19 protein-coding genes and 1 pseudogene are annotated in these 20799 nt (G+C 71.8%); 14 read left to right on the top strand and 6 right to left on the bottom strand.

What is annotated here, in order from left to right:
* The first annotated feature begins 192 nt into the window (after positions 1-192).
* The 7 genes from pyrR to pyrF are packed head-to-tail and all read left to right on the top strand — an operon-like array spanning position 193 to position 8841.
* On the top strand, positions 193-798 hold the full coding sequence (gene pyrR / locus H1226_RS19115; protein ID WP_258341938.1) for a bifunctional pyr operon transcriptional regulator/uracil phosphoribosyltransferase PyrR: 606 nt from the start codon (positions 193-195) through the stop codon (positions 796-798).
* Positions 798-1730: an aspartate carbamoyltransferase catalytic subunit gene (locus H1226_RS19110; RefSeq protein WP_225044943.1), complete on the top strand. Its 933-nt coding sequence runs from the start codon at positions 798-800 to the stop codon at positions 1728-1730. Before pyrR ends, H1226_RS19110 begins: the two co-directional genes overlap by 1 nt.
* Positions 1727-3025, top strand: coding sequence for a dihydroorotase (locus tag H1226_RS19105; RefSeq protein WP_258341937.1), 1299 nt, complete (start codon positions 1727-1729; stop codon positions 3023-3025). Before H1226_RS19110 ends, H1226_RS19105 begins: the two co-directional genes overlap by 4 nt.
* A complete protein-coding gene (locus H1226_RS19100) occupies positions 3025-3558 on the top strand; it encodes a PH-like domain-containing protein (RefSeq protein WP_258341936.1) in 534 nt (177 codons plus the stop codon). Before H1226_RS19105 ends, H1226_RS19100 begins: the two co-directional genes overlap by 1 nt.
* Positions 3555-4676, top strand: coding sequence for a glutamine-hydrolyzing carbamoyl-phosphate synthase small subunit (carA, locus tag H1226_RS19095; protein WP_258341935.1), 1122 nt, complete (start codon positions 3555-3557; stop codon positions 4674-4676). Before H1226_RS19100 ends, carA begins: the two co-directional genes overlap by 4 nt.
* A complete protein-coding gene (carB, locus tag H1226_RS19090) occupies positions 4676-7999 on the top strand; it encodes a carbamoyl-phosphate synthase large subunit (protein ID WP_258341934.1) in 3324 nt (1107 codons plus the stop codon). The genes carA and carB overlap by 1 nt, the downstream gene beginning before the upstream one ends.
* Positions 7996-8841, top strand: coding sequence for an orotidine-5'-phosphate decarboxylase (gene pyrF, locus H1226_RS19085; RefSeq protein WP_224956574.1), 846 nt, complete (start codon positions 7996-7998; stop codon positions 8839-8841). The genes carB and pyrF overlap by 4 nt, the downstream gene beginning before the upstream one ends.
* A 162-nt stretch (positions 8842-9003) precedes the next feature.
* Here pyrF and H1226_RS19080 read toward each other — a convergent pair whose 3' ends face one another.
* From H1226_RS19080 to H1226_RS19060, 5 genes are all read right to left on the bottom strand, one after another.
* Entirely contained in the window at positions 9004-10260 is a 1257-nt protein-coding gene (locus H1226_RS19080) for a WXG100 family type VII secretion target (protein WP_258341933.1), read from the bottom strand.
* Positions 10257-10556, bottom strand: a complete 300-nt coding sequence (locus H1226_RS19075; protein WP_224956571.1) for a type VII secretion target — start codon at positions 10554-10556, stop codon at positions 10257-10259. Before H1226_RS19075 ends, H1226_RS19080 begins: the two co-directional genes overlap by 4 nt.
* 18 nt (positions 10557-10574) lie before the next feature.
* Complete coding sequence (locus H1226_RS19070; RefSeq protein WP_224956570.1) at positions 10575-10988, bottom strand: YbaB/EbfC family nucleoid-associated protein; 414 nt, start codon at positions 10986-10988, stop codon at positions 10575-10577.
* Between the two features lie 285 nt (positions 10989-11273).
* Positions 11274-12209: a DUF6346 domain-containing protein gene (locus H1226_RS19065; RefSeq protein WP_258341932.1), complete on the bottom strand. Its 936-nt coding sequence runs from the start codon at positions 12207-12209 to the stop codon at positions 11274-11276.
* A 132-nt stretch (positions 12210-12341) separates the two neighbouring features.
* Complete coding sequence (locus H1226_RS19060; protein ID WP_258341931.1) at positions 12342-12554, bottom strand: hypothetical protein; 213 nt, start codon at positions 12552-12554, stop codon at positions 12342-12344.
* Positions 12555-12700: 146 nt separating this feature from the next.
* Here H1226_RS19060 and H1226_RS19055 point away from each other — a divergent pair, with 146 nt between their 5' ends.
* From H1226_RS19055 to H1226_RS19035, 5 genes are all read left to right on the top strand, one after another.
* On the top strand, positions 12701-13555 hold the full coding sequence (locus H1226_RS19055) for a helix-turn-helix domain-containing protein (RefSeq protein ID WP_258341930.1): 855 nt from the start codon (positions 12701-12703) through the stop codon (positions 13553-13555).
* Between the two features lie 16 nt (positions 13556-13571).
* Entirely contained in the window at positions 13572-13757 is a 186-nt protein-coding gene (locus tag H1226_RS19050) for a DUF397 domain-containing protein (protein WP_258341929.1), read from the top strand.
* Positions 13758-14146: 389 nt separating this feature from the next.
* Complete coding sequence (locus H1226_RS19045) at positions 14147-16285, top strand: DUF6531 domain-containing protein (RefSeq protein ID WP_258341928.1); 2139 nt, start codon at positions 14147-14149, stop codon at positions 16283-16285.
* Positions 16167-18374 (top strand): RHS repeat-associated core domain-containing protein, encoded by a 2208-nt coding sequence (locus H1226_RS19040; RefSeq protein WP_258341927.1) that lies wholly within the window; start codon positions 16167-16169, stop codon positions 18372-18374. Before H1226_RS19045 ends, H1226_RS19040 begins: the two co-directional genes overlap by 119 nt.
* A complete protein-coding gene (locus tag H1226_RS19035) occupies positions 18371-18676 on the top strand; it encodes a hypothetical protein (protein ID WP_258341926.1) in 306 nt (101 codons plus the stop codon). The genes H1226_RS19040 and H1226_RS19035 overlap by 4 nt, the downstream gene beginning before the upstream one ends.
* A 214-nt stretch (positions 18677-18890) precedes the next feature.
* On the opposite strand, the gene H1226_RS19030 is transcribed toward H1226_RS19035, so the two are convergent.
* On the bottom strand, positions 18891-19451 hold the full coding sequence (locus tag H1226_RS19030) for a TetR/AcrR family transcriptional regulator (protein ID WP_258341925.1): 561 nt from the start codon (positions 19449-19451) through the stop codon (positions 18891-18893).
* Between the two features lie 94 nt (positions 19452-19545).
* On the opposite strand from H1226_RS19030, the gene H1226_RS19025 reads away from it, so the two are divergent.
* Both H1226_RS19025 and H1226_RS28365 read left to right on the top strand, forming a co-directional pair.
* On the top strand, positions 19546-20286 hold the full coding sequence (locus tag H1226_RS19025) for an SDR family oxidoreductase (RefSeq protein ID WP_258341924.1): 741 nt from the start codon (positions 19546-19548) through the stop codon (positions 20284-20286).
* 14 nt (positions 20287-20300) lie between these two features.
* Positions 20301-20480 (top strand): annotated as a pseudogene (locus H1226_RS28365) (hypothetical protein); the annotation flags it as partial.
* Positions 20481-20799: the final 319 nt, after the last annotated feature.

Raw genomic sequence — 20799 nt, 5'->3', positions numbered from 1 at the left:
GCCAGGGCGAGTACGCACACACCACCCGGACGATTGACCTGCGGACGCTGATAGCGTACAAGGCGAACCCGGTGGTCACCTGGTGGCGATCCGAAGTTCGTTCCGGCGGGCGGGTGCACGCGCATCCCGTCCACTGGGGAATCAACCATCCTTTAAGGACCCGTCCAGTGAGGCGGGGAAGGAGGCCAGACCGTGGCGTCACGCCGGCAGGCGGGCGCGACGGACCCGGCCGGGCAGCGGGAGCTGCTCTCGGCCGGTGACGTTGCGCGCACGATCGCCCGCATCGCTCATCAGATCATCGAGAAGACCGCGTTGGACACCGCCGCGGAGGGGCCCGAGGCCCCGCGGGTGGTGCTGCTGGGAGTCCCGACCAGGGGCGTGCCGCTGGCGCGCCGCCTCGCCGCCCGGATCGCGGAGTTCAGCGGGGTGGAGGTGCCCACCGGCACCCTCGACATCACGCTCTACCGAGATGACCTGCGAAAACAACCGAACCGGCCGCTGGAGCCGAGCAGCCTGCCGCCCGCGGGCATCGACGGCGCGCTGGTGGTGCTGGTCGACGACGTGCTGTTCTCCGGCCGCACGGTGCGCGCCGCGCTGGACTCGCTGCGGGACCAGGGCAGGCCGAGCGCGGTGCAGCTGGCGGTGCTGGTCGACCGCGGGCACCGGGAGCTGCCGATCCGCGCGGACTACGTGGGCAAGAACGTGCCGACCTCGCGCAGCGAGGAGGTCGCGGTGCGGCTCGCGGAGGTCGACGACGCGGACTCGGTGTTCATCCGGCGCAGCGAGGAGGTGCGGTGATGCGGCACCTGCTGTCCACCGAGGGCTTGGACGCGGCGACGGCGACCGCGGTGCTGGACACCGCGGGCACGCTGAAGCAGACGCTGCTGGGCCGCGAGGTGCGCAAGCTGCCCACGTTGCGCGGGCGCACCGTGATGACGATGTTCTACGAGAACTCCACCCGGACCAGGGTGTCGTTCGAGGTCGCCGGCAAGTGGATGAGCGCCGACGTGATCAACGTGTCGGCCTCGGCGTCCTCGGTCGGCAAGGGCGAGTCGCTGCGTGACACCGCGCTGACCCTCTCGGCGGCCGGGGCGGACTGCGTGATCGTGCGGCACCCGGCTTCGGGCGCGGCGCACCGGCTCGCGGGCTGGCTGGACGAGGCCGGGACCCAGGTCGTGAACGCGGGCGACGGGATGCACGAGCACCCGACGCAGGCGTTGCTGGACGCGGCGACGCTGCGGGAACGCCTCGGCGAGCTGGCCGGGCGCAAGATCGCGATCGTGGGCGACCTGCTGCACAGCCGGGTCGCGCGGTCGAACGTGCACCTGCTGCGGACCCTCGGCGTCGAGGTGGTGCTGGTGGCGCCGCCGACGCTGGTGCCGCACGGCATCGAGCACTGGGGCGCGGAGGTCGTGCACGAGCTGGACCCGGTGCTGCCGGGCCTGGACGCGGTGATGCTGCTGCGGGTGCAGGCCGAGCGGATGCACGGCGGGTTCTTCCCGTCGGCCCGCGAGTACTCGATCGCCTACGGCCTGAACGAGAAGCGGCTGGCGCTGCTGCCGGAGCACGCGGTGGTGCTGCACCCCGGCCCGATGCTGCGCGGCATGGAGATCGCCCCGGCGGTGGCGGACTCGCCGCGCGCCGCGATCACCGAGCAGGTCCGCAACGGGGTCCACGTGCGCATGGCGGTGCTCTACCACCTGCTGGCCGGAGAGGAGATCGCGGCGTGAGCCGGGTGCTGATCGAGGAAGTCCGTCCCTACGGGGACGGCACGCCGGTGGACGTGCTGGTCGACGGCGAGGTCATCGCCGAGATCGGCGCGGACCTGGACGTCGAGGCCGACGAGGTCGTGTGGGGCGGCGGCGGGGTGCTGCTGCCCGGTTTCGTGGACCTGCACACGCACCTGCGGGAGCCGGGCCGCGAGGACACCGAGACGGTCGAGACCGGTTCGGTGGCGGCCGCGCTGGGCGGCTACACGGCGGTGTTCGCGATGGCCAACACCGACCCGGTGGCCGACAACGCGGTGATCGTGGAGCACGTGTGGCGCCGCGGCCTGGAGATCGGCCTGGTCGACGTGCACCCGGTGGGCGCGGTGACGGTCGGCCTGGGCGGCGAGCAGCTCGCGGAGCTGGGCACGATGGCGCGCTCGGCGGCCGGGGTGCGGGTGTTCTCCGACGACGGCAAGTGCGTGCACGACCCGCTGGTGATGCGCCGCGCGCTGGAGTACGCGAAGGCGCTGGGCGTGGTGGTGGCCCAGCACGCCGAGGAGCCGCGGCTCACGGTCGGCGCGCAGGCCCACGAGGGCGCGAACGCGGCCCGGCTGGGCCTGGCGGGCTGGCCGGCTCCGGCGGAGGAGTCGATCGTGGCCCGGGACTGCCTGCTGGCCGGGCACACCGGCGGCACGCTGCACGTCTGCCACGTGTCCACGGCGGGCACCGCGGAGATCCTGCGCTGGTGGAAGTCGCGCGAGTCCGCGGGCACCGTGTCGGCGGAGGTCACGCCGCACCACCTGCTGCTCACCGACGAGCTGCTGAGCACCTACGACCCGGTCAACAAGGTGAACCCGCCGCTGCGCACCGACGAGGACGTGCGGGCGCTGCGGCAGGCGCTGGCCGACGGCACCGTCGACTGCGTGGCCACCGACCACGCGCCGCACGCCGCGCAGGACAAGGACTGCGAGTGGTCGGCCGCCAAGCCCGGCATGCTCGGCCTGCAGACCGCGCTGGGCGTGGTGGCGCGCACGATGGTCGAGCCGGGCCTGCTGGACTGGCGCGGCGTGGCGCGGGTGCTCAGCGAGCGGCCCGCGCAGATCGCCGGGCTGGCCGACCAGGGCCGCCCGATCGCGGTGGGCGAACCGGCGAACCTGGCGCTGGTCGATCCGGACGCGCGCTGGACGGTGCGCGGCGCGGAGCTGGCCAGCATCGCGGCGAACACGCCCTTCGAGGGCGTGGAGCTGCCGGGCCGGGTGCGCGCGACGCTGCTGCGCGGCCGGGTCACCGCGCACGAGGGCGAGGTGCGGCGCTGATGGAGCGGACGCTGTGGGTGCTGGCGCTGCTGGCGCTGCTGGTGCTGGTGTACTTCGGGATGCGCCGCGGCTGGCTGAACCGCAAGCGGCGCCAGGACGCGGAGTTCGCCGCGTTCCCGGCGGCCCCGGCGGACGTGGCCGAGCGGCCCGCGCTGCTGGCCGACCAGAGCGGCTTCTACGTGGGCAGCACGAAGGCCGGTGACTGGCAGGACCGGATCGTGGTCGGCGACATCGGGCACCGCGCGAACGCGGTGGCGAAGCTGCGCGACTCGGGCCTGCTGCTGGAGCGGACCGGCGCGAGTCCGATGTGGATTCCCGCGGAGTCCGTGCTGGACGCGCGGGTGGACCACAAGCTGGCGAACAAGGTCGTTCCCGGTGCGGGGCTGCTGGTGGTGACCTGGCGCCTGGGGGACCAGGACATCGACACCGGCTTCCGCGCGGACGACAAGTCCACTCAGGACGAGTGGGCGGGTGCGGTGCGGGCATTGGCGCCTGCCGCAGGACGTGACGACAACCCGGAGGGACAGGCATGACCGCGCACACCCCGGCGGCACTGGTGCTCGAAGACGGCCGGATCTTCCGCGGCGCCGCCTACGGCCAGGAGGGCCGCACGCTCGGCGAGGCGGTGTTCTCCACCGCCATGACCGGCTACCAGGAGACGCTGACCGACCCGTCGTACCACCGTCAGATCGTGGTGCAGACGGCGCCGCAGATCGGCAACACCGGCTGGAACGACGAGGACGACGAATCGCAGCGCATCTGGGTCGCGGGCTACGCCGTGCGCGACCCCGCGCGGGTGCCGTCGAACTGGCGCTCCCGCCGCGCGCTGGACGAGGAGCTGCGCGCGCAGGGCATCGTGGGCATCGCGGGCCTGGACACCCGCACGGTGACCCGGCACCTGCGCGAGCGCGGCGCGATGCGCGCCGGGATCTTCTCCGGTGCGGCGCTGGGCTCCGACGAGGAGCTGGTGGCGCAGGTGACCGCGTCCGAGCAGATGTCCGGCGCGAACCTGGCCGGTGACGTGACCACCGCCGAGCCGTACGTGGTGGCCGCGGAAGGCGAGAAGCGGTTCACCGTCGCGGCGCTGGACCTGGGCATCAAGTCCAACACGCCGCGGATGATGGCCCAGCGCGGCATCGAGGTGCACGTGCTGCCGCTGTCGTCCACCGTGGACGACCTGCTCGCGGTGAACCCGGACGGCGTGTTCCTGTCCAACGGGCCCGGCGACCCGGCGACCGCCGACCACGCCGTGGAGCTCACCCGCGAGGTGCTGGGCCGCAAGCTGCCGCTGTTCGGCATCTGCTTCGGCAACCAGCTGCTGGGCCGCGCGCTCGGCCGCGGGACGTACAAGATGCGCTACGGGCACCGCGGGATCAACATCCCGGTGATCGACGTGGACACCGGCAAGGTCGCGATCACCGCGCAGAACCACGGTTTCGCGGTCGAGGGCGAGGCGGGCGAGCGGTTCGGCACCGACTTCGGCGCCGCGAAGATCAGCCACTACTGCCCGAACGACGGGACGGTCGAGGGCCTGCGGCTGCTCGACGGACCCGCGTTCAGCGTCCAGTACCACCCGGAGGCGGCGGCCGGTCCGCACGACGCCGCGCCCCTGTTCGACGAGTTCACCAGCATGATGAGCGAGGCCCGCTGATGGCGAAGCGCACTGATATCGAGCACGTGATGGTGATCGGCTCCGGGCCGATCGTCATCGGGCAGGCCTGCGAGTTCGACTACTCGGGCACGCAGGCGTGCCGGGTGCTGCGGGAGGAGGGGCTGCGGGTCAGCCTGGTCAACTCCAACCCGGCGACGATCATGACCGACCCGGAGTTCGCGGACGCCACCTACGTGGAGCCGATCACCCCGGAGTTCGTGGAAAAGGTCATCGCGGCCGAGCGCCCCGACGCGCTGCTGGCCACCCTCGGCGGCCAGACCGCGCTGAACACGGCGATGGCGCTGGACGAGCGCGGCGTGCTGGAGAAGTACGGCGTGGAGCTGATCGGCGCCGACATCGAGGCCATCGAGCGCGGTGAGGACCGGCAGCGGTTCAAGGACATCGTGCGCTCCATCGGCGGCGACGCGCCGGAGAGCGCCGTGTGCAAGTCGATGGACGAGGTCCGCGACTTCGTCCGCGAGCACTCGCTGCCCGTGGTGATCCGCCCCAGCTTCACGATGGGCGGCCTGGGCTCCGGCATGGCGCACACGCACGAGGACTTGGAGCGGATGGCCTCGCTGGGCCTCACCGAGTCCCCGGTGCACGAGGTGCTCATCGAGGAGAGCGTGCTCGGCTGGAAGGAGTACGAGCTGGAGCTGATGCGCGACCACGCGGACAACGTGGTGGTCATCTGCTCCATCGAGAACATCGACCCGATGGGCGTGCACACCGGTGACTCGGTGACGGTGGCCCCGGCGATGACGCTGACCGACCGCGAGTACCAGAAGATGCGCAACGTCGGCATCGACGTGCTGCGCGCGGTGGGCGTGGAGACCGGCGGCTGCAACATCCAGTTCGCGATCCACCCGGAGACCGGGCGCATGGTCGTGATCGAGATGAACCCGCGGGTGTCGCGCTCCTCGGCGCTGGCGTCGAAGGCGACCGGTTTCCCGATCGCGAAGATCGCGGCGAAGCTGGCGATCGGCTACACGCTCGACGAGATCCGCAACGACATCACCGGCGAGACCCCGGCGAGCTTCGAGCCGACGCTGGACTACGTGGTCGTGAAGGTGCCGCGGTTCGCGTTCGAGAAGTTCCCGGGCGCCGACCCGCTGCTGACGACGACGATGAAGAGCGTCGGCGAGGCGATGTCGCTGGGCCGTTCCTTCCAGGAGGCGCTGGGCAAGGCGCTGCGCTCGATGGAGACCTCGCGGATCGGGTTCTGGACGAAGGGCGACCCGGAGGGCGCGACCCTGGAGTCCACTCTGGACGATCTGCGGATCCCGCACGACGGGCGGCTCTACACCGTGGAGCGCGCGCTGCGGCTGGGCGCCACGGTGGCGCAGGTGCACGAGGCATCGGGCATCGACCCGTGGTTCGTGGACCAGGTCGCCGCGCTGGTGGAGCTGCGGGAGCAGCTGATCGCGGCGCCGGTGCTGGACGCGGACCTGCTGCGGCTGGCGAAGCGCTCCGGGTTGTCGGACCGCCAGATCGCCGCGCTGCGTCCCGAACTGTCCGATGAGGACGGTGTGCGGTCGTTGCGGCACCGGCTGGACGTGCGGCCGGTGTACAAGACGGTGGACACCTGCGCGGCCGAGTTCGCGGCCCGCACCCCGTACCACTACTCGGCCTACGAGCTGGACCCCGGCGCCGAGTCCGAGGTCGTGGAGCAGCGGGAACGCCCCAAGGTGATCATCCTCGGGTCGGGGCCGAACCGCATCGGCCAGGGCATCGAGTTCGACTACTCCTGCGTGCACGCGGCGACCTCGTTGCGCGACGCCGGGTTCGAGACCGTGATGGTCAACTGCAACCCGGAGACGGTGTCCACCGACTACGACACCGCGGACCGGCTGTACTTCGAGCCGCTGACGTTCGAGGACGTGCTGGAGGTCGTCGAGTCCGAGCGCGCGTCCGGCGAGGTCGCGGGCGTGATCGTGCAGCTGGGCGGGCAGACGCCGCTGGGCCTGGCGCAGCGGCTCGCCGACGCGGGCGTGCCGATCGTGGGCACCCCGCCGGAGGCGATCCACCTCGCGGAGGAGCGCGGCGCGTTCGGCGACGTGCTGCGCAAGGCCGGGCTGCCCGCGCCGAAGTACGGCATGGCGACCTCGTTCGACGCGGCCAAGCGCATCGCCGACGAGATCGGCTACCCGGTGCTGGTGCGTCCGTCGTACGTGCTCGGCGGCCGCGGCATGGAGATCGTCTACGACGAGGCGTCGCTGGAGAACTACATCGCCCGCGCCACCGAGGTCACCCCGGAGCACCCGGTGCTGGTGGACAACTTCCTCGACGACGCCATCGAGATCGACGTGGACGCGCTGTGCGACGGCGACGAGGTGTACCTCGGCGGCGTGATGGAGCACATCGAGGAGGCCGGCATCCACTCCGGCGACTCGGCGTGCGCGCTGCCCCCGATCACGTTGGGGCGCCAGGACATCGAGCAGGTCCGCGAGTCGACGAAGGCCATCGCGAAGGGCATCGGCGTGCTCGGCCTGCTCAACGTGCAGTACGCGCTGAAGGACGACGTGCTCTACGTGCTGGAGGCGAACCCGCGGGCCTCGCGCACCGTGCCGTTCGTGTCGAAGGCGACGGCGGCGCCGCTGGCGAAGGCCGCGTCCCGGATCATGCTGGGCGCGAGCATCGCCGACCTGCGGGCCGAGGGCCTGCTCCCGTCCACCGGGGACGGTGCGGACCTGCCGATCGACGCGCCGGTGGCGGTGAAGGAAGCGGTGTTGCCGTTCCACCGCTTCCGCACCCCGGAGGGCCACGGCGTGGACTCGCTGCTGGGGCCGGAGATGAAGTCGACCGGTGAGGTGATGGGCATCGACGTCTCCTTCGGGCAGGCGTTCGCGAAGTCCCAGACCGCCTCGTACGGTTCGCTGCCGACCTCGGGCACCGTGTTCGTCTCGGTCGCCAACAAGGACAAGCGTTCGCTGGTGTTCCCGGTGAAGCGCCTCGCCGACCTCGGGTTCGAGATCCTCGCGACCTCGGGCACCACGGAGGTGTTGCGGCGCAACGGGATTCCGGCGAAGGAGGTGCGCAAGCACAACGAGTCCAAGCAGGACGGTGAGCGCGACGTCATCGACCTGATCCGGGCCGGCGAGATCGACATGGTGGTCAACACCCCGTACGGCAACCCGGGTCCGCGGGTCGACGGCTACGAGATCCGCACCGCGGCGGTGTCCCGGGACATCCCGTGCATCACCACGGTGCAGGGCGCGTCGGCGGCGGTGCAGGGCATCGAGGCGGTCATCAACGGCGACATCGGCGTGCGGCCGCTGCAGGCGCTGCAGGCGGCGCTGCGCAAGAGCGGTGAGCTGCGGTGACGGCCGTCCGGGCGGGTTTCGGGCGGCGGCTCGCCGACGCGGTCGCGGCGCGCGGCGCGCTGTGCGTGGGCATCGACCCGCACCCGGCGCTGCTGCACGCCTGGGGCTTGGAGGAGAGCCCGGCGGCGTTGGAGCGGTTCGCGATGACCGCGGTGGAGGCGCTGGCCGGTGAGGTCGCGGTTCTCAAACCGCAGTCGGCGTTCTTCGAGGTCTACGGCTCGGCGGGCGTGGCGGTGCTGGAGAAGGTCGTCGCCGCGTCCCGCGAGGCCGGGGCGCTGGTGCTGCTGGACGTCAAACGCGGTGACATCGGTTCGACGATGACGGCGTACGCCAACGCCTACCTCGACGAGCACTCGCCGCTGGCGGCGGATGCGCTGACGGTGTCGCCCTACCTCGGTTTCGGTTCGCTGGCACCGGCGCTGGGCATCGCGGAGCAGACCGGGCGCGGCGTGTTCGTGCTGGCCCGCACCTCGAACCCGGAGGGCGTGGCGTTGCAGCGCTCCACCGCCGAGGACGGCCGCACCGTCGCCCAGTCCATCGTGGACGCGGCGGCGGAGAACAACGCCGGGGCCGATCCGTTCGGCTACGTCGGCGTGGTGGCCGGGGCGACGATCAAGCCGGGGGAGCTGGACTTCTCCCGCTTGAACGGGCCGATCCTGGCTCCCGGCCTGGGAGCCCAGGGCGCCACCGTGCAGGGCCTGCGCGCCACCTTCGGCGCGGCGCTGCCCTCGGTGCTGCCCGCCACGGCCCGCGACGTCCTCGGCCACGGCCCGTCCGTGGCGGATCTCCGCTCGGCGGCCCGCCGGGTCCGCGACGAACTCGGGGTCCTGCTGGAGTCCTGATGCGGTCTTCCGCGAGGTGAACGGCCCGTTCGACCAGGTCCTGCCGGTCGGGCGGGCCGTTCGCTCGTGGGGCCCGGTTCGCGCCGGGACCGGGCCAGGTGAATGGCCCATTCGCCCGGTGTGCCTGGTCGAATGGGCCGTTCACCTGAGGTGCGGGAACTGTCAGGTGGTCGGGAAGTGGTCTTCGGCGGACGGGATGGTGCCGGTGAGGCTGTAGTTCTTGCCGTCGTCCCCGTCGTAGTTCTGCTGGTAGTACTGCTCCTCGCCGAGGAGACCGCGGGCCGCGGCGCTCTCCGGGGTGCGCACGTCGGAGATGGTCTCCGCGGTCTCGCGGGCGGCGGCGCCGTTGATGCCGCCGCCTTCCGGCCACGCCGTCGCCCGGTCCACAGCGGACTGGGTGGTGCGTTCGGCGGCCCGGCCCAGGTCGTCGGCGTTGCCCATCAGCCCGGCCCCGCGCCCGCCGAGCTGCTCGGCGCTCTTGCCGAGCCCGGTGGCCGCGTCCGCGGTGCGCGCCCCGGCGCTGCCGAGGGCGTCGCCGCCGCGGCCGACGGCGCTCGCGGTGGAGCCCAGGGCGTCCGCGCCGCGGGAGGTGGCCTGCCCGGCGGCGGTCGCGGCGCCGCCGAGCCCCGGCGAGGTCGGGAACGCCGACAACCCGCCCGCGGTGAGCTTGGAGCCGACCTTGGCGCCCGCCTCGGCCATGGTCTCCAGGGCCTTGGCCAGGTGCGTCCCGGCCTTGCCGAGCTTGGCGAGCAGTTCGCTCACCTTCGTCGCGATCTTCGACAGGGTCATGCCGACCCGCCCGGCCGCGTAGCCGAGGTAGCCCGCGACGGTCGCCCCGAAGCTGACGACGGACCCGGCGAGCGCGGCCAGCGCACCCTTGATGAGTTCGGCGACGACGGCGGCGATGATGTCCCGCACCAGGCCGCGGCAGGTGGCGACCATGGTGCCCGCGGTGGCCATCGCGCCGGACGCGGTGCCCGCGCTGATCGCCATGGCCTGGACGCCCTCGGCGAACTCCCCGGCGCGCTGCTGGTAGGTGTCGCACGCCTTGCCCTGCCAGTCGGCGCAGCCGGACTGGACCTGGCCGGGGATGTCGGCGGCCAGCTGCTCCAGGTCGGTCTTCACCTGCTGCCAGGTGTCGGCGCCCTCCTTGATGGCGTTCGGGTCGCCGGCGAGGAAGTCGAGCGCTTCGCGCAGCGGCGTCAGGTGCTCCATCAGCCAGCCGACCCCGGCGGCGAGCACCGAGCCGATCGGGTCGATGGCGGTGATCAGCCCGTCCAGCGCGAGGATCCCGCCGCTGGCCGCGAACTCGCCCCAGTCCTCGCTCTCGAACGCGTTCCAGGTGGCGCGCGCCGAGTCGAAGATCCCCGCGCCCGCGGTCGAGGTGTCGGACCCCATGTCGGTGAGCATGCCGGTCATACCTCCACCTGCCCGAGCTGCTCGGAGTTGCGGACGTCGGTGTCCCGGTAGTCGGCGGCGGTCGCCTCGACGCGTTCGCCGAGGTCCCGGGTGAGGTCGGCGAACTTGCCGATCTCCTCGGCGGCCCGCTGCGAGGTCTGCCGGGCCTGCCCGGAGAACACCTGCCCGACCAGCCCGAAGCTGTCGACGCCGAACGAGACCCCGGCGCCCTTCTGCCCGGCGGCGGCGATGTCGTCGGCGAGACCGGCCAGCCACTGCGCGTGCGTGGACAGCCGGTCCGGTGTCACTTTGAACATGAACTCACTCCCCAGTGATCACCGCAGGTAGGTCTGCGGCGGTTCGTCCTCGTCGAAGGCCGGATCGTCGTTCCGACTCGCGGCGGACCCGTCCGGTTCCGCCGGGAGCTGGGTTCGCAGGAATTCCATCGCCGACGCGCCCGCGAACGGCTCCACGGTCTGCGCGACCCGGTGCGCGACGGCGCCCTGGGCCTGGGCGGCGAGCCGCAGGATGGTGTCGCGCAGCTCGGCCGGGCCGCGCTGCATCGAGTTCCGGTCGAAGTCCAAGCCCTGCAGGGCGCCGTTGGAGCCGACGGTGACCGAGACGCCGCCTTCGGTGGCGGTCTCGGTGAGGGAACCGAGCTGTTCCTGCAGCTGCTGGGACTGGCGCACCATCTCGTCGGCGCGGCCCTGCAACGAGTCGAGGAACTGCTGCGGTGTTTGCTCTGCCATGCGGAAAACCCCCGGTGTCGTGCCTGTCGGGGCGCCGGGTGCGCGCCTCGCGCCTGCCGGGTGCGATCCGGCGGCACCACGATCGACGTTCGCGGCGCCCGGACGGTTCCGCGCGCGTGCGCACCGAACACCGGAACCCCAGAGCTCCCGGGAGGGGAGCGAAACCCACCAGCACGAGCGCCCCCAGCGCTCGGCGCCCATCCAACATCCCGCGGCCGGTGGAGGTCAACGCGGGGTGGCACGTGCCGCGCGTGTGCGGGGATCCGTGCGGCGCTCGCCCGGTGGTCAGTGCGCGGGATGCAGGGCGCGGAGGCGTCCGGCGACGAGGCGGGTGCGCAGGCCGAAGCCGAGGGCGACGACCGGCAGCGCGGCGAGGGCGAGGACCCCGAGCAGGGCTTGGCCGCTGAGCAGCGCACCGCCGAGGCCGAGGACGCCCAGCACCAGCAGCAGGTTCGCCCTGGCGAGCCGTCCGCCCACCGGCACCGGCGGTTCCACGACCGGATACCCGTGCCGCCGCCGCGCGAGGGCGAACCCGGCGCCGACGGCGAGGAACACGTGCCCGGCCACGACCACCACGACCGGCACCCAGCCGAGCAGGTCGAGCCGCCCGCTGCCGAGCCCGCCCGCGACGACCAGCCACCACCCGGCGGCGAGCAGCGCGGGCGGCCAGATCCCCAGCCGCGCGCGCCTGCGCCGTTCCGCGTCCCGGGAGGGGAGGCGGACGCCGAGCAGCGCGAGCCCCAGCAGCGGCGCGAACAGCGCCCAGCCCAGCGGCGCCCACTCGCCCGCGGAGCTGACGACCACGTTGCTGCCCCGGTTGTCGAGCTCGCGGCGTTCGACGGGTGCGGGCGTCGTGGTGTTGTCCGGGGTGAGGTCGGAGTACTTGAAGGTGCGCTGCTCGGTGCGGCCGTCGGCCCAGCTGATCGTCGCCTCGCAGCGCCACCACCAGCCGAGGCCCGAGGCGCTGACCGGGCCGACGCGCGCGCAGCCGGTGGCCAGCGCGGTCCCGCGTTCGGTCGGCGTGCCGTCGGTGCCGGTGATGCCGGTGGCGCCCATGACGGTGGCGAACACGAGCAGCACCAGCAGCCGCACCGCGAGGTGCGCGGCGATGCCGCCGATCCTGCGTCCGGGCGAGAGCTCCGGTGCGTCGCGTCCGCCGCGTTCGTCGCGCGGTGCGGGCGGTTCGCCGTGCCCGGGCAGCATGTCGTCGGAAGGTCGCACGTCCAGTCCTGTTCCCCCAGAGGCCGTTGCGGCGCCGAACCTAGCACGCGCGGCCGCACCGTTCCGGTGGCTGCGCGGCTCCCCGCAGGTGAACGGCCCGTTCGCCCGAGCAGGCCGTTCACCCGGGGTGGATCAGCGGGCGCAGAGCACTTCGACGGCGGTCTCCGCGTCCCCTTGGAAGGCCATGTCGAGGAAGTAGAGCTTGTCGGCGAGTTCGCCCAGCTGCTCCTTCACCACCTCCACGCGCGTCTCGCCCTGGGTGAGGTGGATGCCGCGCGCGGCCATCGTGATCACGATCGCCTTCGCCCGCCCCGCCGCGGTGATCTCCCACTTCGCTTCGCTCATCCGTGCCTCCGGTGATTCGGATTTCCGTTGGTGCGGAACACCTTCGGAACTTCCCGCCCTGGCACGCAATGAATCTTTCGGGTGAGGGATCTGGCTTGCCACGGCGGCAACCCGAGAAGCTGCTCCTGAACGGCACAGGAGGTGGCATGAGCACGAGCAGCGCGGTCCCGGTGCGGACGCGCCGAGTGGCGAGCAGATTACGCGATCTGCGGCGGCGCAGCGGACTTTCCGCGCCGGAGGTGTCGCAGGCGCTGGGAATCTCGATGAGCAAGATCAGCCGGATGGAATCCGGGCACCGAGGCCTCAACACCGACGACGTGGCGGCGCTGCTGGGGTTGTACCGGGTTCCCAGCCGAGAGCGGGAGGAGGTGCTGACGCTGGTTCGGAACGGTGCGAGCCCGAACTGGTGGACCATGCCGAGTGGCTCGCTGGAGAAGTACTGGGACGACTTCCGATCTTTCGAAGCGGAAGCGACCACCTTGCGGAGCTACGAAACGATGCTGATCCCGGGACTGCTGCAGACGCCCGGGTACGTCATCGCCATCGCGCACGCTCTTGCGCCGCACGGCATCGAAGACGACTTGGACAAGCTGCTGGCTCAGCGCACTGCGCGGCAGACTCAGCTGCACAGCGAGCGCACTTTCGAGTTCTTGATCGAGCAGAGCGTGCTCGAACGGGAGGCCGGAACCGCGGAGACGATGCACAGGCAGTTGGAACGCGTATCGGCCGTCGCGTCCCGACCGAACGTGAGCGTGCAGATCGTGCCGCACTCCGCTGGGGCGCACGTCGGCCTGGACGGGCCGTTCCTGTACTTGGAATTCGCCGAGCACGCTGATCTCGTCCTCGGTGAGGCCATCGGTTGTGCCTCCTACATCGAGGAGAAGCAGATCGTCGCGGAGCGGCGAGAAGCACTGGGAATGCTGCGCAAGATCGCGCTGCCTCCCGACGAGTCGTTGCGACTGATCGACCGGAAATCCGACGAGTGGCGTCGGCGGAGCTGACGAACAGGAGAGATCGATGCGACCGCACTGGCAGAAGAGCAGCTACAGCAACTCGGTTCAATACTGCGTCGAGATAGCCCACTTGGACGGCACCATCGCCGCCCGCGACTCCAAGGACCCCCACGGCGGCGTGCTGCGGATGTCGTCCGCCACCTGGTCGGCGTTCCTGCACGCGCTCCGCGCGGACCGCTTCGACGGCTGATCTCCGCCGAACGGGCGGAGGTTCGGCCGCTACCGGCTCGACATCGAATCCGCCGCCACCTTCCCTGATCGCCAGGGGTGAACGGACCGTTCGTCCGATCTGGTCGGACGAACGGTCCGTTCACTCACGTCCTGGTCGGGCGGGTGGTGGTGGTCGGCGGAGCGTCCGGCCTCCCGCTGCGCGGAGCGATCTCGCTCGGGTGGCGTCGGCGCCGCCGCCCGCACCTCTCGACCGCGCAGGTACTTTGGTCCGGCTGCAAGGGGGAGCCGACATGCCAGGGGAGTTGTTCGTTTCCATGGGCGCGGTGGTGCAGTCCGTCCGGTGCGGGCCGGTTCGTCTCGTTCGTCCTGAGCCTCCCGTCGGCTCGTGCGTGCGCGCGGGGGTGCGCGGTGAGCAATCCGTTGGTGGCGCAGCGACAGGATTCGACCACGTCGCTGAGCGGGGTACCGATCCTGGAATCGGTGGACGAGACCAGGAAGGCGGTCGAGTCCGGCGATTGGGCCGCGGGCGTCATGGGGGCGGTCGGGACCGGGCTGGACGCGCTGGGGATGGCGCTGGACCCGTTCGGCGCGATCCTGGCCGCCGGCGTGGGCTGGTTGATGGAGCACGTCGGCCCGGTGTCGGACGCGCTGGACGCGCTCACCGGGGACCCGGACGAGATCAAGGCGCATTCGGAGACGTGGAAGAAAGTCGCCGCCGAGCTCGACGCCGTGCGGACCGAGATGACCGATGTGGTCAAGTCCGATACCGCCAGCTGGACCGGTCAGGCGGGGGACGCCTACCGGGCGCGCAGCGAGGACATCGGTGCGCTGATCGAGGCCGCCAAGAGCGCCGCGCAAGGCGCCGCTGACGGCATCGCCACGGCCGGTGAGGTCGTCGGTGCGGTGCGGACCCTGGTGCGCGACATCATCGCCGAACTGGTCGGGCACCTGGTGAGCTGGGCGCTGCAGGTGCTGGCGACGCTCGGGGTCGGGATGACGTGGGTGGTGCCGCAGGTCGTCGCCGAGGTGGCGAAGGTCGCCGCGCGGATCGCGGACATCACGTCCAAGCTGGTCCGCGCGTTCAAGGCGCTCACCCCGTTGCTGAAGAAGCTCGGCAAGGGCTTCGGCGACGCGGGCGACAAGCTCCGGAAGATCAAGGCGGACGGGTCCTCGGCCGGACCGGGCAAGACGCCGCCACCGCCGAAGCCCGGGAACGGCGACGCCCCGGCGACGACCAGGTCGACGGGCGCGGACGGGGCGGGCGACGGTCCCGCGTCCACCCGCTCCGCGAACAACGACTCCAGGGGCGGCTCCGGGCAGGACCGGTCGAGCCGGTTCGACAACGACTCCGCGAGCGGTGACCGCGCCTCCCCCGGCCCGATCGGGAGCAGAGGCGGCGGTAACGGCCCGGCCGGCACCCGGTCCACCAGCAGCAACCGCTCGCTGCGCGATCAGGAGCCGAACCGGCGCTCACCGAACAAGCTCCGCTGCGAGAAGGATCCGATCGACGTCGCCACCGGGCAGATGGTGCTCAGCCAGGTCGACGCCGAATTCCTCGGCGCCCTTCCGCTGGTGGTCGAACGCACGCACTTCTCCGCGTTCCGCACCGGTCGCTGGTTCGGCCGGAGCTGGACGTCGATGCTGGACCAACGGCTCGAGATCGACGCGTCCGGAGTGAGCTTCGCCGCGGCCGACGGCACGCTGCACCACTTCCCGGCACCCGCCCCCGGTTCGTGGGCGGACGGGCCGGGATCGCGCCGGCTCGGCCGGACCGATTCCGGTGCCTACCTGATCTCGGATCGCGAGCAGGGCCTGACGCTGCACTTCACCACGAACCGGCTGGACCTGTCGTCGATCACGGATGTTCGAGGCGATCGGATCGACGTCCTCCGCCACGGGGCCGGAACGCCGACGGAGATCCGGCACGGCTGCGGTTACCGGGTCCGCGTCGAAACGACGGGCGGCCTGGTGACGGCGCTGCACTCGATCGCCGCCGACGGCGAGGTCGAGCTGATGCGCTACCGCTACGAGGACGCCCGGCTCGTCGAAGTGACCAACGCATCCGGGCGGCCGATGCGCTTCGAGTACGACGAGGCGGAGCGGATCACCTCGTGGACCGACCGCAACGGCGAGTGGTACCGCTACACCTACGACGAGCGCGGACGCTGCGTGCGGACCGACGGCTCCGGAGGTTGCTTGAGCGGAACCATGGAGTACGACAGCGAGAACCGGATCACCCGCTCGATCGATTCCCAGGGGCACTGCACCGAATTCCACCTCAACGAGCTCGGCCAGGTGGTCAAGGAGGTCGACCCGCTGGGCAACGCGGTGATCTCCGGGTGGGACGCCGAGGACCGGTTGCTGAGCCGGATCGACGCGCTGGGCCGAGTCCGCCGCAACGAGTACGACGCCCGACCGTTTCGGCCGCGTGGCCGAGACGATCGACCCGGTCGGCGGCGTCGAACGCTTCGGGTGGACCGTCGGCGGCGAGCTCGCCTGGCGCCGGAAGCCGGGCGGCGGCGTCGTGCGGTACCGCTACGACGGTGAGAACAACCTGCGCGAAGACGTCGACGAAGTCGGCGACGTCACCAGGACCGAGGTGGCGCACTTCGACCTGGTGGCGGCCGAGACCCGGCCGGACGGCAGCAGGCTTCAGTTCGACTACGACAGCGAACTGCGGTTGACCGGCGTCACCAACGAGAACGGCCGGGTCTGGCACTACGAGTACGACGCGGGTGGAAACCTCGTTCGCGAGACCGATTTCAACGGCTGCACCGTCGCTTACCGGTATGACGCGGCGGGGCAGCTGATCGAGCGAACCGATGCCTCCGGGCAGAGCACGTCCTACGTGCGCAACCTGATCGGTGACGTCGTCGAACGCCGGACCCCGGACGGGACGACGACGTTCGGCTACGACGAAGTCGGTAGGCTCGTCACCGCTGCCAACGGTCACACCGAGGTTCGGCTGCGGTACGACGCCGGGAGCCGGGTGGTCGAAGAGACCGTGAACGGCCGCACGATCCAGTCGACCTACGACGTGCTCGGGCGCTGCGTCCGCCGCGTCACGCCGTCGGGCGCGGAGAGCAGGTGGGAGTACAACGCCATCGGCCAGCCGCTCGCGCTGCACGCCGCCGGGCGCACGCTGCGCTTCGACTACGACGCGGCGGGCCACGAGGTCGCGCGCTCGCTGGGAACCGCTGCGACGCTCACGCAGGCGTGGAGCGCCGACCACGAGTTGCTGGCCCAGCACATCACCGGAGCCACCGGAGCACCGGTCCAGCAGCGCTCCTACCGGTACCGGCCGGACGGGCAGCTGACCGGGATCAACGAGTCCTCGACCGGGGCGCGGTCGTTCGACCTCGATCGGCTCGGTCGGATCACCGCGGTCCGCGCCGCGGGGTGGACCGAGCGCTACGCCTACGACGCGGCGGGGAACATCACCGAAGCGAGCTGGCCGACGCCTTACGGCTCGGTGCAGGCCGACTACGTCGGGCCGCGGGAGATCTCGGGAACGCTCGTGCGGTCCGCGGGGTCCGTCCGGTACGAGCACGACGCCCAGGGCAGGGTGGTCGCACGCCAGCAGCGACGGCTGTCGGGCAAGCTGGTGACCTGGCGGTACCTCTGGGACGCCGAGGACCGGCTCAGCGAGGTCCGCACCCCCGACGGCACCCGCTGGCGCTACCTCTACGACCCGTTCGGCCGCCGCACCGCCAAGCGACGTCTCGATCCGGATGGCCGGGTCGTCGAACAGGTCGAGTTCAGCTGGGACGGGTTCCTGCTGGCCGAGCAGGTGCACACCGCCGGAGGCGCGCACGACACAGCCTCAGCCCGCACCACCGTCTGGGACTACGAACCCGACACGTTCCGGCCGCTGGCGCAACGCGAACGCGCACCGCTGCGGCAGGCACCTCAGCAGTGGTTCGACGAGCGGTTCTTCGCCATCGTCACCGATCTCGCCGGTTCCCCGGCCGAACTCGTCGACGACCGAGGCGCGATCGCGTGGTTCCACCGCACGACCCTGTGGGGCAACCCGCTCGGACACGGCCGCACCGACGCGGACACGCCCCTGCGCTTTCCCGGCCAGTACGCCGATGCCGAGACCGGCCTCAACTACAACGTCATGCGGCACTACGACCCGGCCATCGGCAGTTATCTCAGCTCGGATCCGCTCGGATTGGCCGCCGGTCCGAATTCGCACCGGTACGTGGCGAATCCGCACCTGTGGATCGACCCCCTCGGTCTGACGCCGGACAGCTGCCGGTACGTGTACCGGAACCTCTCGCCCGGCGACAAACGGCGGCTGAACCTGGGAATGGGTCTCAAAGCGAAGAGGCCGATCGATTCGGACAACCGCAACCCCACCGCGCACGTGCTCCACGGGAGCAGGATCAGGACCAGGTACATCTCCACGACCCGGAGCGCCGACGTCGCGCGGCGTTACTACAATCGGGACAACGGGCTCGTGCGCATCGATCTCGACAAGTTCGACGGCAGGGTCCTCGACCTGTCCACCAGGGAAGGCCGGGATCAGCACCTCAACGGTGTGATGGCCAAGAACTACGCCAAGGCCTCCGAGGAAGTCCTCCTCGTCGGTGAGATCCCGCGAAACGCGATCACGAGGATTCGACCGAGATGACCGAAACCGCAAGTCGCTTCGTCCGGACGTGGCTCGAGTTCTCCACCGCGCTGCGCATGAACGAGGGGTTCGACGAGGAGAAGTACCGGATCGTGCTGGAAAGCCTGGAGGCTCTGGCCCGGGAATGGGCGGAGCTGGAGCAGCTGCCCAAGGCGACGGTGAGCGTCCTCGTGGACGTGTTCCCGACAACGGAATCGAACGCCCATCTCTACGACGGGGCGCTCAAGGAGCGGATCACCGAAGCGGCGTACGAGTTGCACGAGCACGTCCAGCTGTGCGTCGCCACGGACGAATCGGTGTGATCCGCGCGGTCGTGGAGGTCGGCGCCCGGGCGCGGTGAACGATCCGGTTCGTCGTGCGCGGACCGCGCATCCCGTCCGATGGCGCCGGCTCATCTCTCGTGGCCGCTCGTGAGCCGCGTGCTCGGCGCGCTTGAGGAGTCAGGCCGGGGCGGCTCGAACCGGTGGATCACCGCGGTGTGGACGGCGGTGCAAGCCGCCCGCACCCCGGGCCTGATCACCTCGCCCGGAGGCCGTTGACGACGAGTTCGACGAGGGTCGGCGCGCGCGCGTCCCACTCGGCTTCGGGGATGCGGGACAGCCCGCCGAGCAGCAGCAGGACGTCGGCGGCGTCGACGTCCGCGCGGAACTCGCCCGCCGCCTTCCCCCGGTCGAGCAGTGCGCCCAGGGCGTCGTCGATCCGGTGGTGCCGGCCCGCGTGCAGGTCCTGCCAGGCCGAGGCCTCGATCGCGGCCATCACGCCGCGCTTGACCCGCGCGTACTCGACGAGCCGCCGCAGCCAGCGGGTCATCGCCGCCTGCGGCGGGTGCTCGGCCAGCAGCGGCGGCACCTCCTCGACGAGCTGGTCCAGCTCCTCCCGGTAGACCTCGGCGAGCAGGTGCTCGCGGGTGGGGAAGTGCCGGTAGAGGGTGCCCTGGCCGACGCCGGCCGCCTTGGCGACGGCGTGCAGCTTCAGCTCGGTCGCCGCGCCGTTCGACCTGCTCAGCGCGTCCCGCGCGGCCTGGACGATGCGGTCGCGGTTGGCGGCGGCGTCGGAGCGGAGTTCTCGGTCGGGCACGGTGCTCCCCTTCCAGCGGAGACAAGCGGACAGTTGTCCGGTACGGTCGGAGTCGTAACCGGACAACTGTCAGCTTAGACCTGGAGCCAGTGGGATGAACGGGCCGAACGAGAAGATCATCGCCATCACCGGGGCCAGCAGCGGGATCGGCGCCGCCACCGCGCGGGAGCTCGCCGCCCGCGGCGCCACCGTCCTGCTCGGGGCCCGCCGCACCGACCGGCTCGACGAGCTCGTCGCGGGCATCCGCGCCGACGGCGGGCGGGCGGAGGCGCTCGCCGTCGACGTCACCCGCCGCGCCGACCTGCAGCGGCTCGTCGACCGGGCCGTCGAGGGCCACGGGCGGCTCGACGTGCTGGTGAGCAACGCGGGCATCGCGCGCGTCGCGCCCATGACCGACCTCGACGTCGACGACTGGGAAGCCATGATCGACGTCAACCTGCGCGGCGTGCTGCACGGCATCTCCGCCGCGCTGCCGCTGTTCCGCCGCCAGGGCCGCGGGCACTTCGTCACCACCGCGTCCACCTCCGGCCTCAAGATCGTGCCGACGCAGGCCGTCTACGCGGGGGTCAAGAACGCGGTGCGCACCACGATGGAGGCGCTGCGCCAGGAATCCACCGACGGCTCGGTGCGCACCACCACCATCTCGCCCGGCTACGTCCGCACCGAGCTCGTCGACCACGTCGAAGACCCGGTGCGGCGCGCGCAGTACCGGCAGAACATGGCCGAGCTCGGCATCGGGCCCGACGCCGTCGCCCGCGCCATCGCGTTCGCCGTCGAACAGCCCGACGACGTGGAGATCGGCGACATCGTCCTGCGGCCCACCCGGCAGGACTGACCGCCACCGCCCCGGTGTTCGGATCCGCGAACACCCTCGTCGCCGGCGAATCCCCGTTCGTGGCGGTCTTCGACACCATCGGCATCCCGGGAGCCGGGGTGGCGTTGCGGGCGGTGATCCTGGTGGCGGTGCGGTCGGTGCTCAACTCCGGGCTCCGCACCTCGTCCCGTGCTCGGCGAGCACGGGGACGCTCCGGCGTGGCCGCACCGGGGCGACTCGCGCGGGGTGCCGCGGCGGGGGTGTTGTCCGGTGCTGCGGCGGCGCTGGGAGCGCGAGGATCCGGCGGTCGTGCGGATCAGGACGTGTGCCTACCCGGTGCTGCCGATGACCGCGGCGAGCGTGGCGGTGCTGGTGTCGATGGCCCTCAGCGCCGCCGCCGGGACGCGGGCGAGCCCGCACCAGAGCCTGCCGGCGCGGGGCGTCATCCTCGCGATCGCGCCCGGTTCGGGCGGTGCCGCGCCGGCGCGGCGGGGACGTTCCGGCGAGTTAAGAATTGATTTCGGCGAGCGCCGG

Source organism: Saccharopolyspora gregorii, assembly GCF_024734405.1.
Classification (GTDB): Bacteria; Actinomycetota; Actinomycetes; order Mycobacteriales; family Pseudonocardiaceae; genus Saccharopolyspora_C; species Saccharopolyspora_C gregorii.
This window is presented reverse-complemented; position numbering and strand designations above follow the sequence as displayed.

Coding starts and splice junctions, on each gene's coding strand:
- H1226_RS19110 (WP_225044943.1), top strand. CDS start 798: ATGCGGCACCTGCTGTCCACCGAGGGCTTGGACGCGGCGACGGCGACC.
- H1226_RS19100 (WP_258341936.1), top strand. CDS start 3,025: ATGGAGCGGACGCTGTGGGTGCTGGCGCTGCTGGCGCTGCTGGTGCTG.
- carA (WP_258341935.1), top strand. CDS start 3,555: ATGACCGCGCACACCCCGGCGGCACTGGTGCTCGAAGACGGCCGGATC.
- carB (WP_258341934.1), top strand. CDS start 4,676: ATGGCGAAGCGCACTGATATCGAGCACGTGATGGTGATCGGCTCCGGG.
- H1226_RS19080 (WP_258341933.1), bottom strand. CDS start 10,260: ATGACCGGCATGCTCACCGACATGGGGTCCGACACCTCGACCGCGGGC.
- H1226_RS19075 (WP_224956571.1), bottom strand. CDS start 10,556: ATGTTCAAAGTGACACCGGACCGGCTGTCCACGCACGCGCAGTGGCTG.
- H1226_RS19070 (WP_224956570.1), bottom strand. CDS start 10,988: ATGGCAGAGCAAACACCGCAGCAGTTCCTCGACTCGTTGCAGGGCCGC.
- H1226_RS19060 (WP_258341931.1), bottom strand. CDS start 12,554: ATGAGCGAAGCGAAGTGGGAGATCACCGCGGCGGGGCGGGCGAAGGCG.
- H1226_RS19055 (WP_258341930.1), top strand. CDS start 12,701: ATGAGCACGAGCAGCGCGGTCCCGGTGCGGACGCGCCGAGTGGCGAGC.
- H1226_RS19050 (WP_258341929.1), top strand. CDS start 13,572: ATGCGACCGCACTGGCAGAAGAGCAGCTACAGCAACTCGGTTCAATAC.
- H1226_RS19035 (WP_258341926.1), top strand. CDS start 18,371: ATGACCGAAACCGCAAGTCGCTTCGTCCGGACGTGGCTCGAGTTCTCC.
- H1226_RS19025 (WP_258341924.1), top strand. CDS start 19,546: ATGAACGGGCCGAACGAGAAGATCATCGCCATCACCGGGGCCAGCAGC.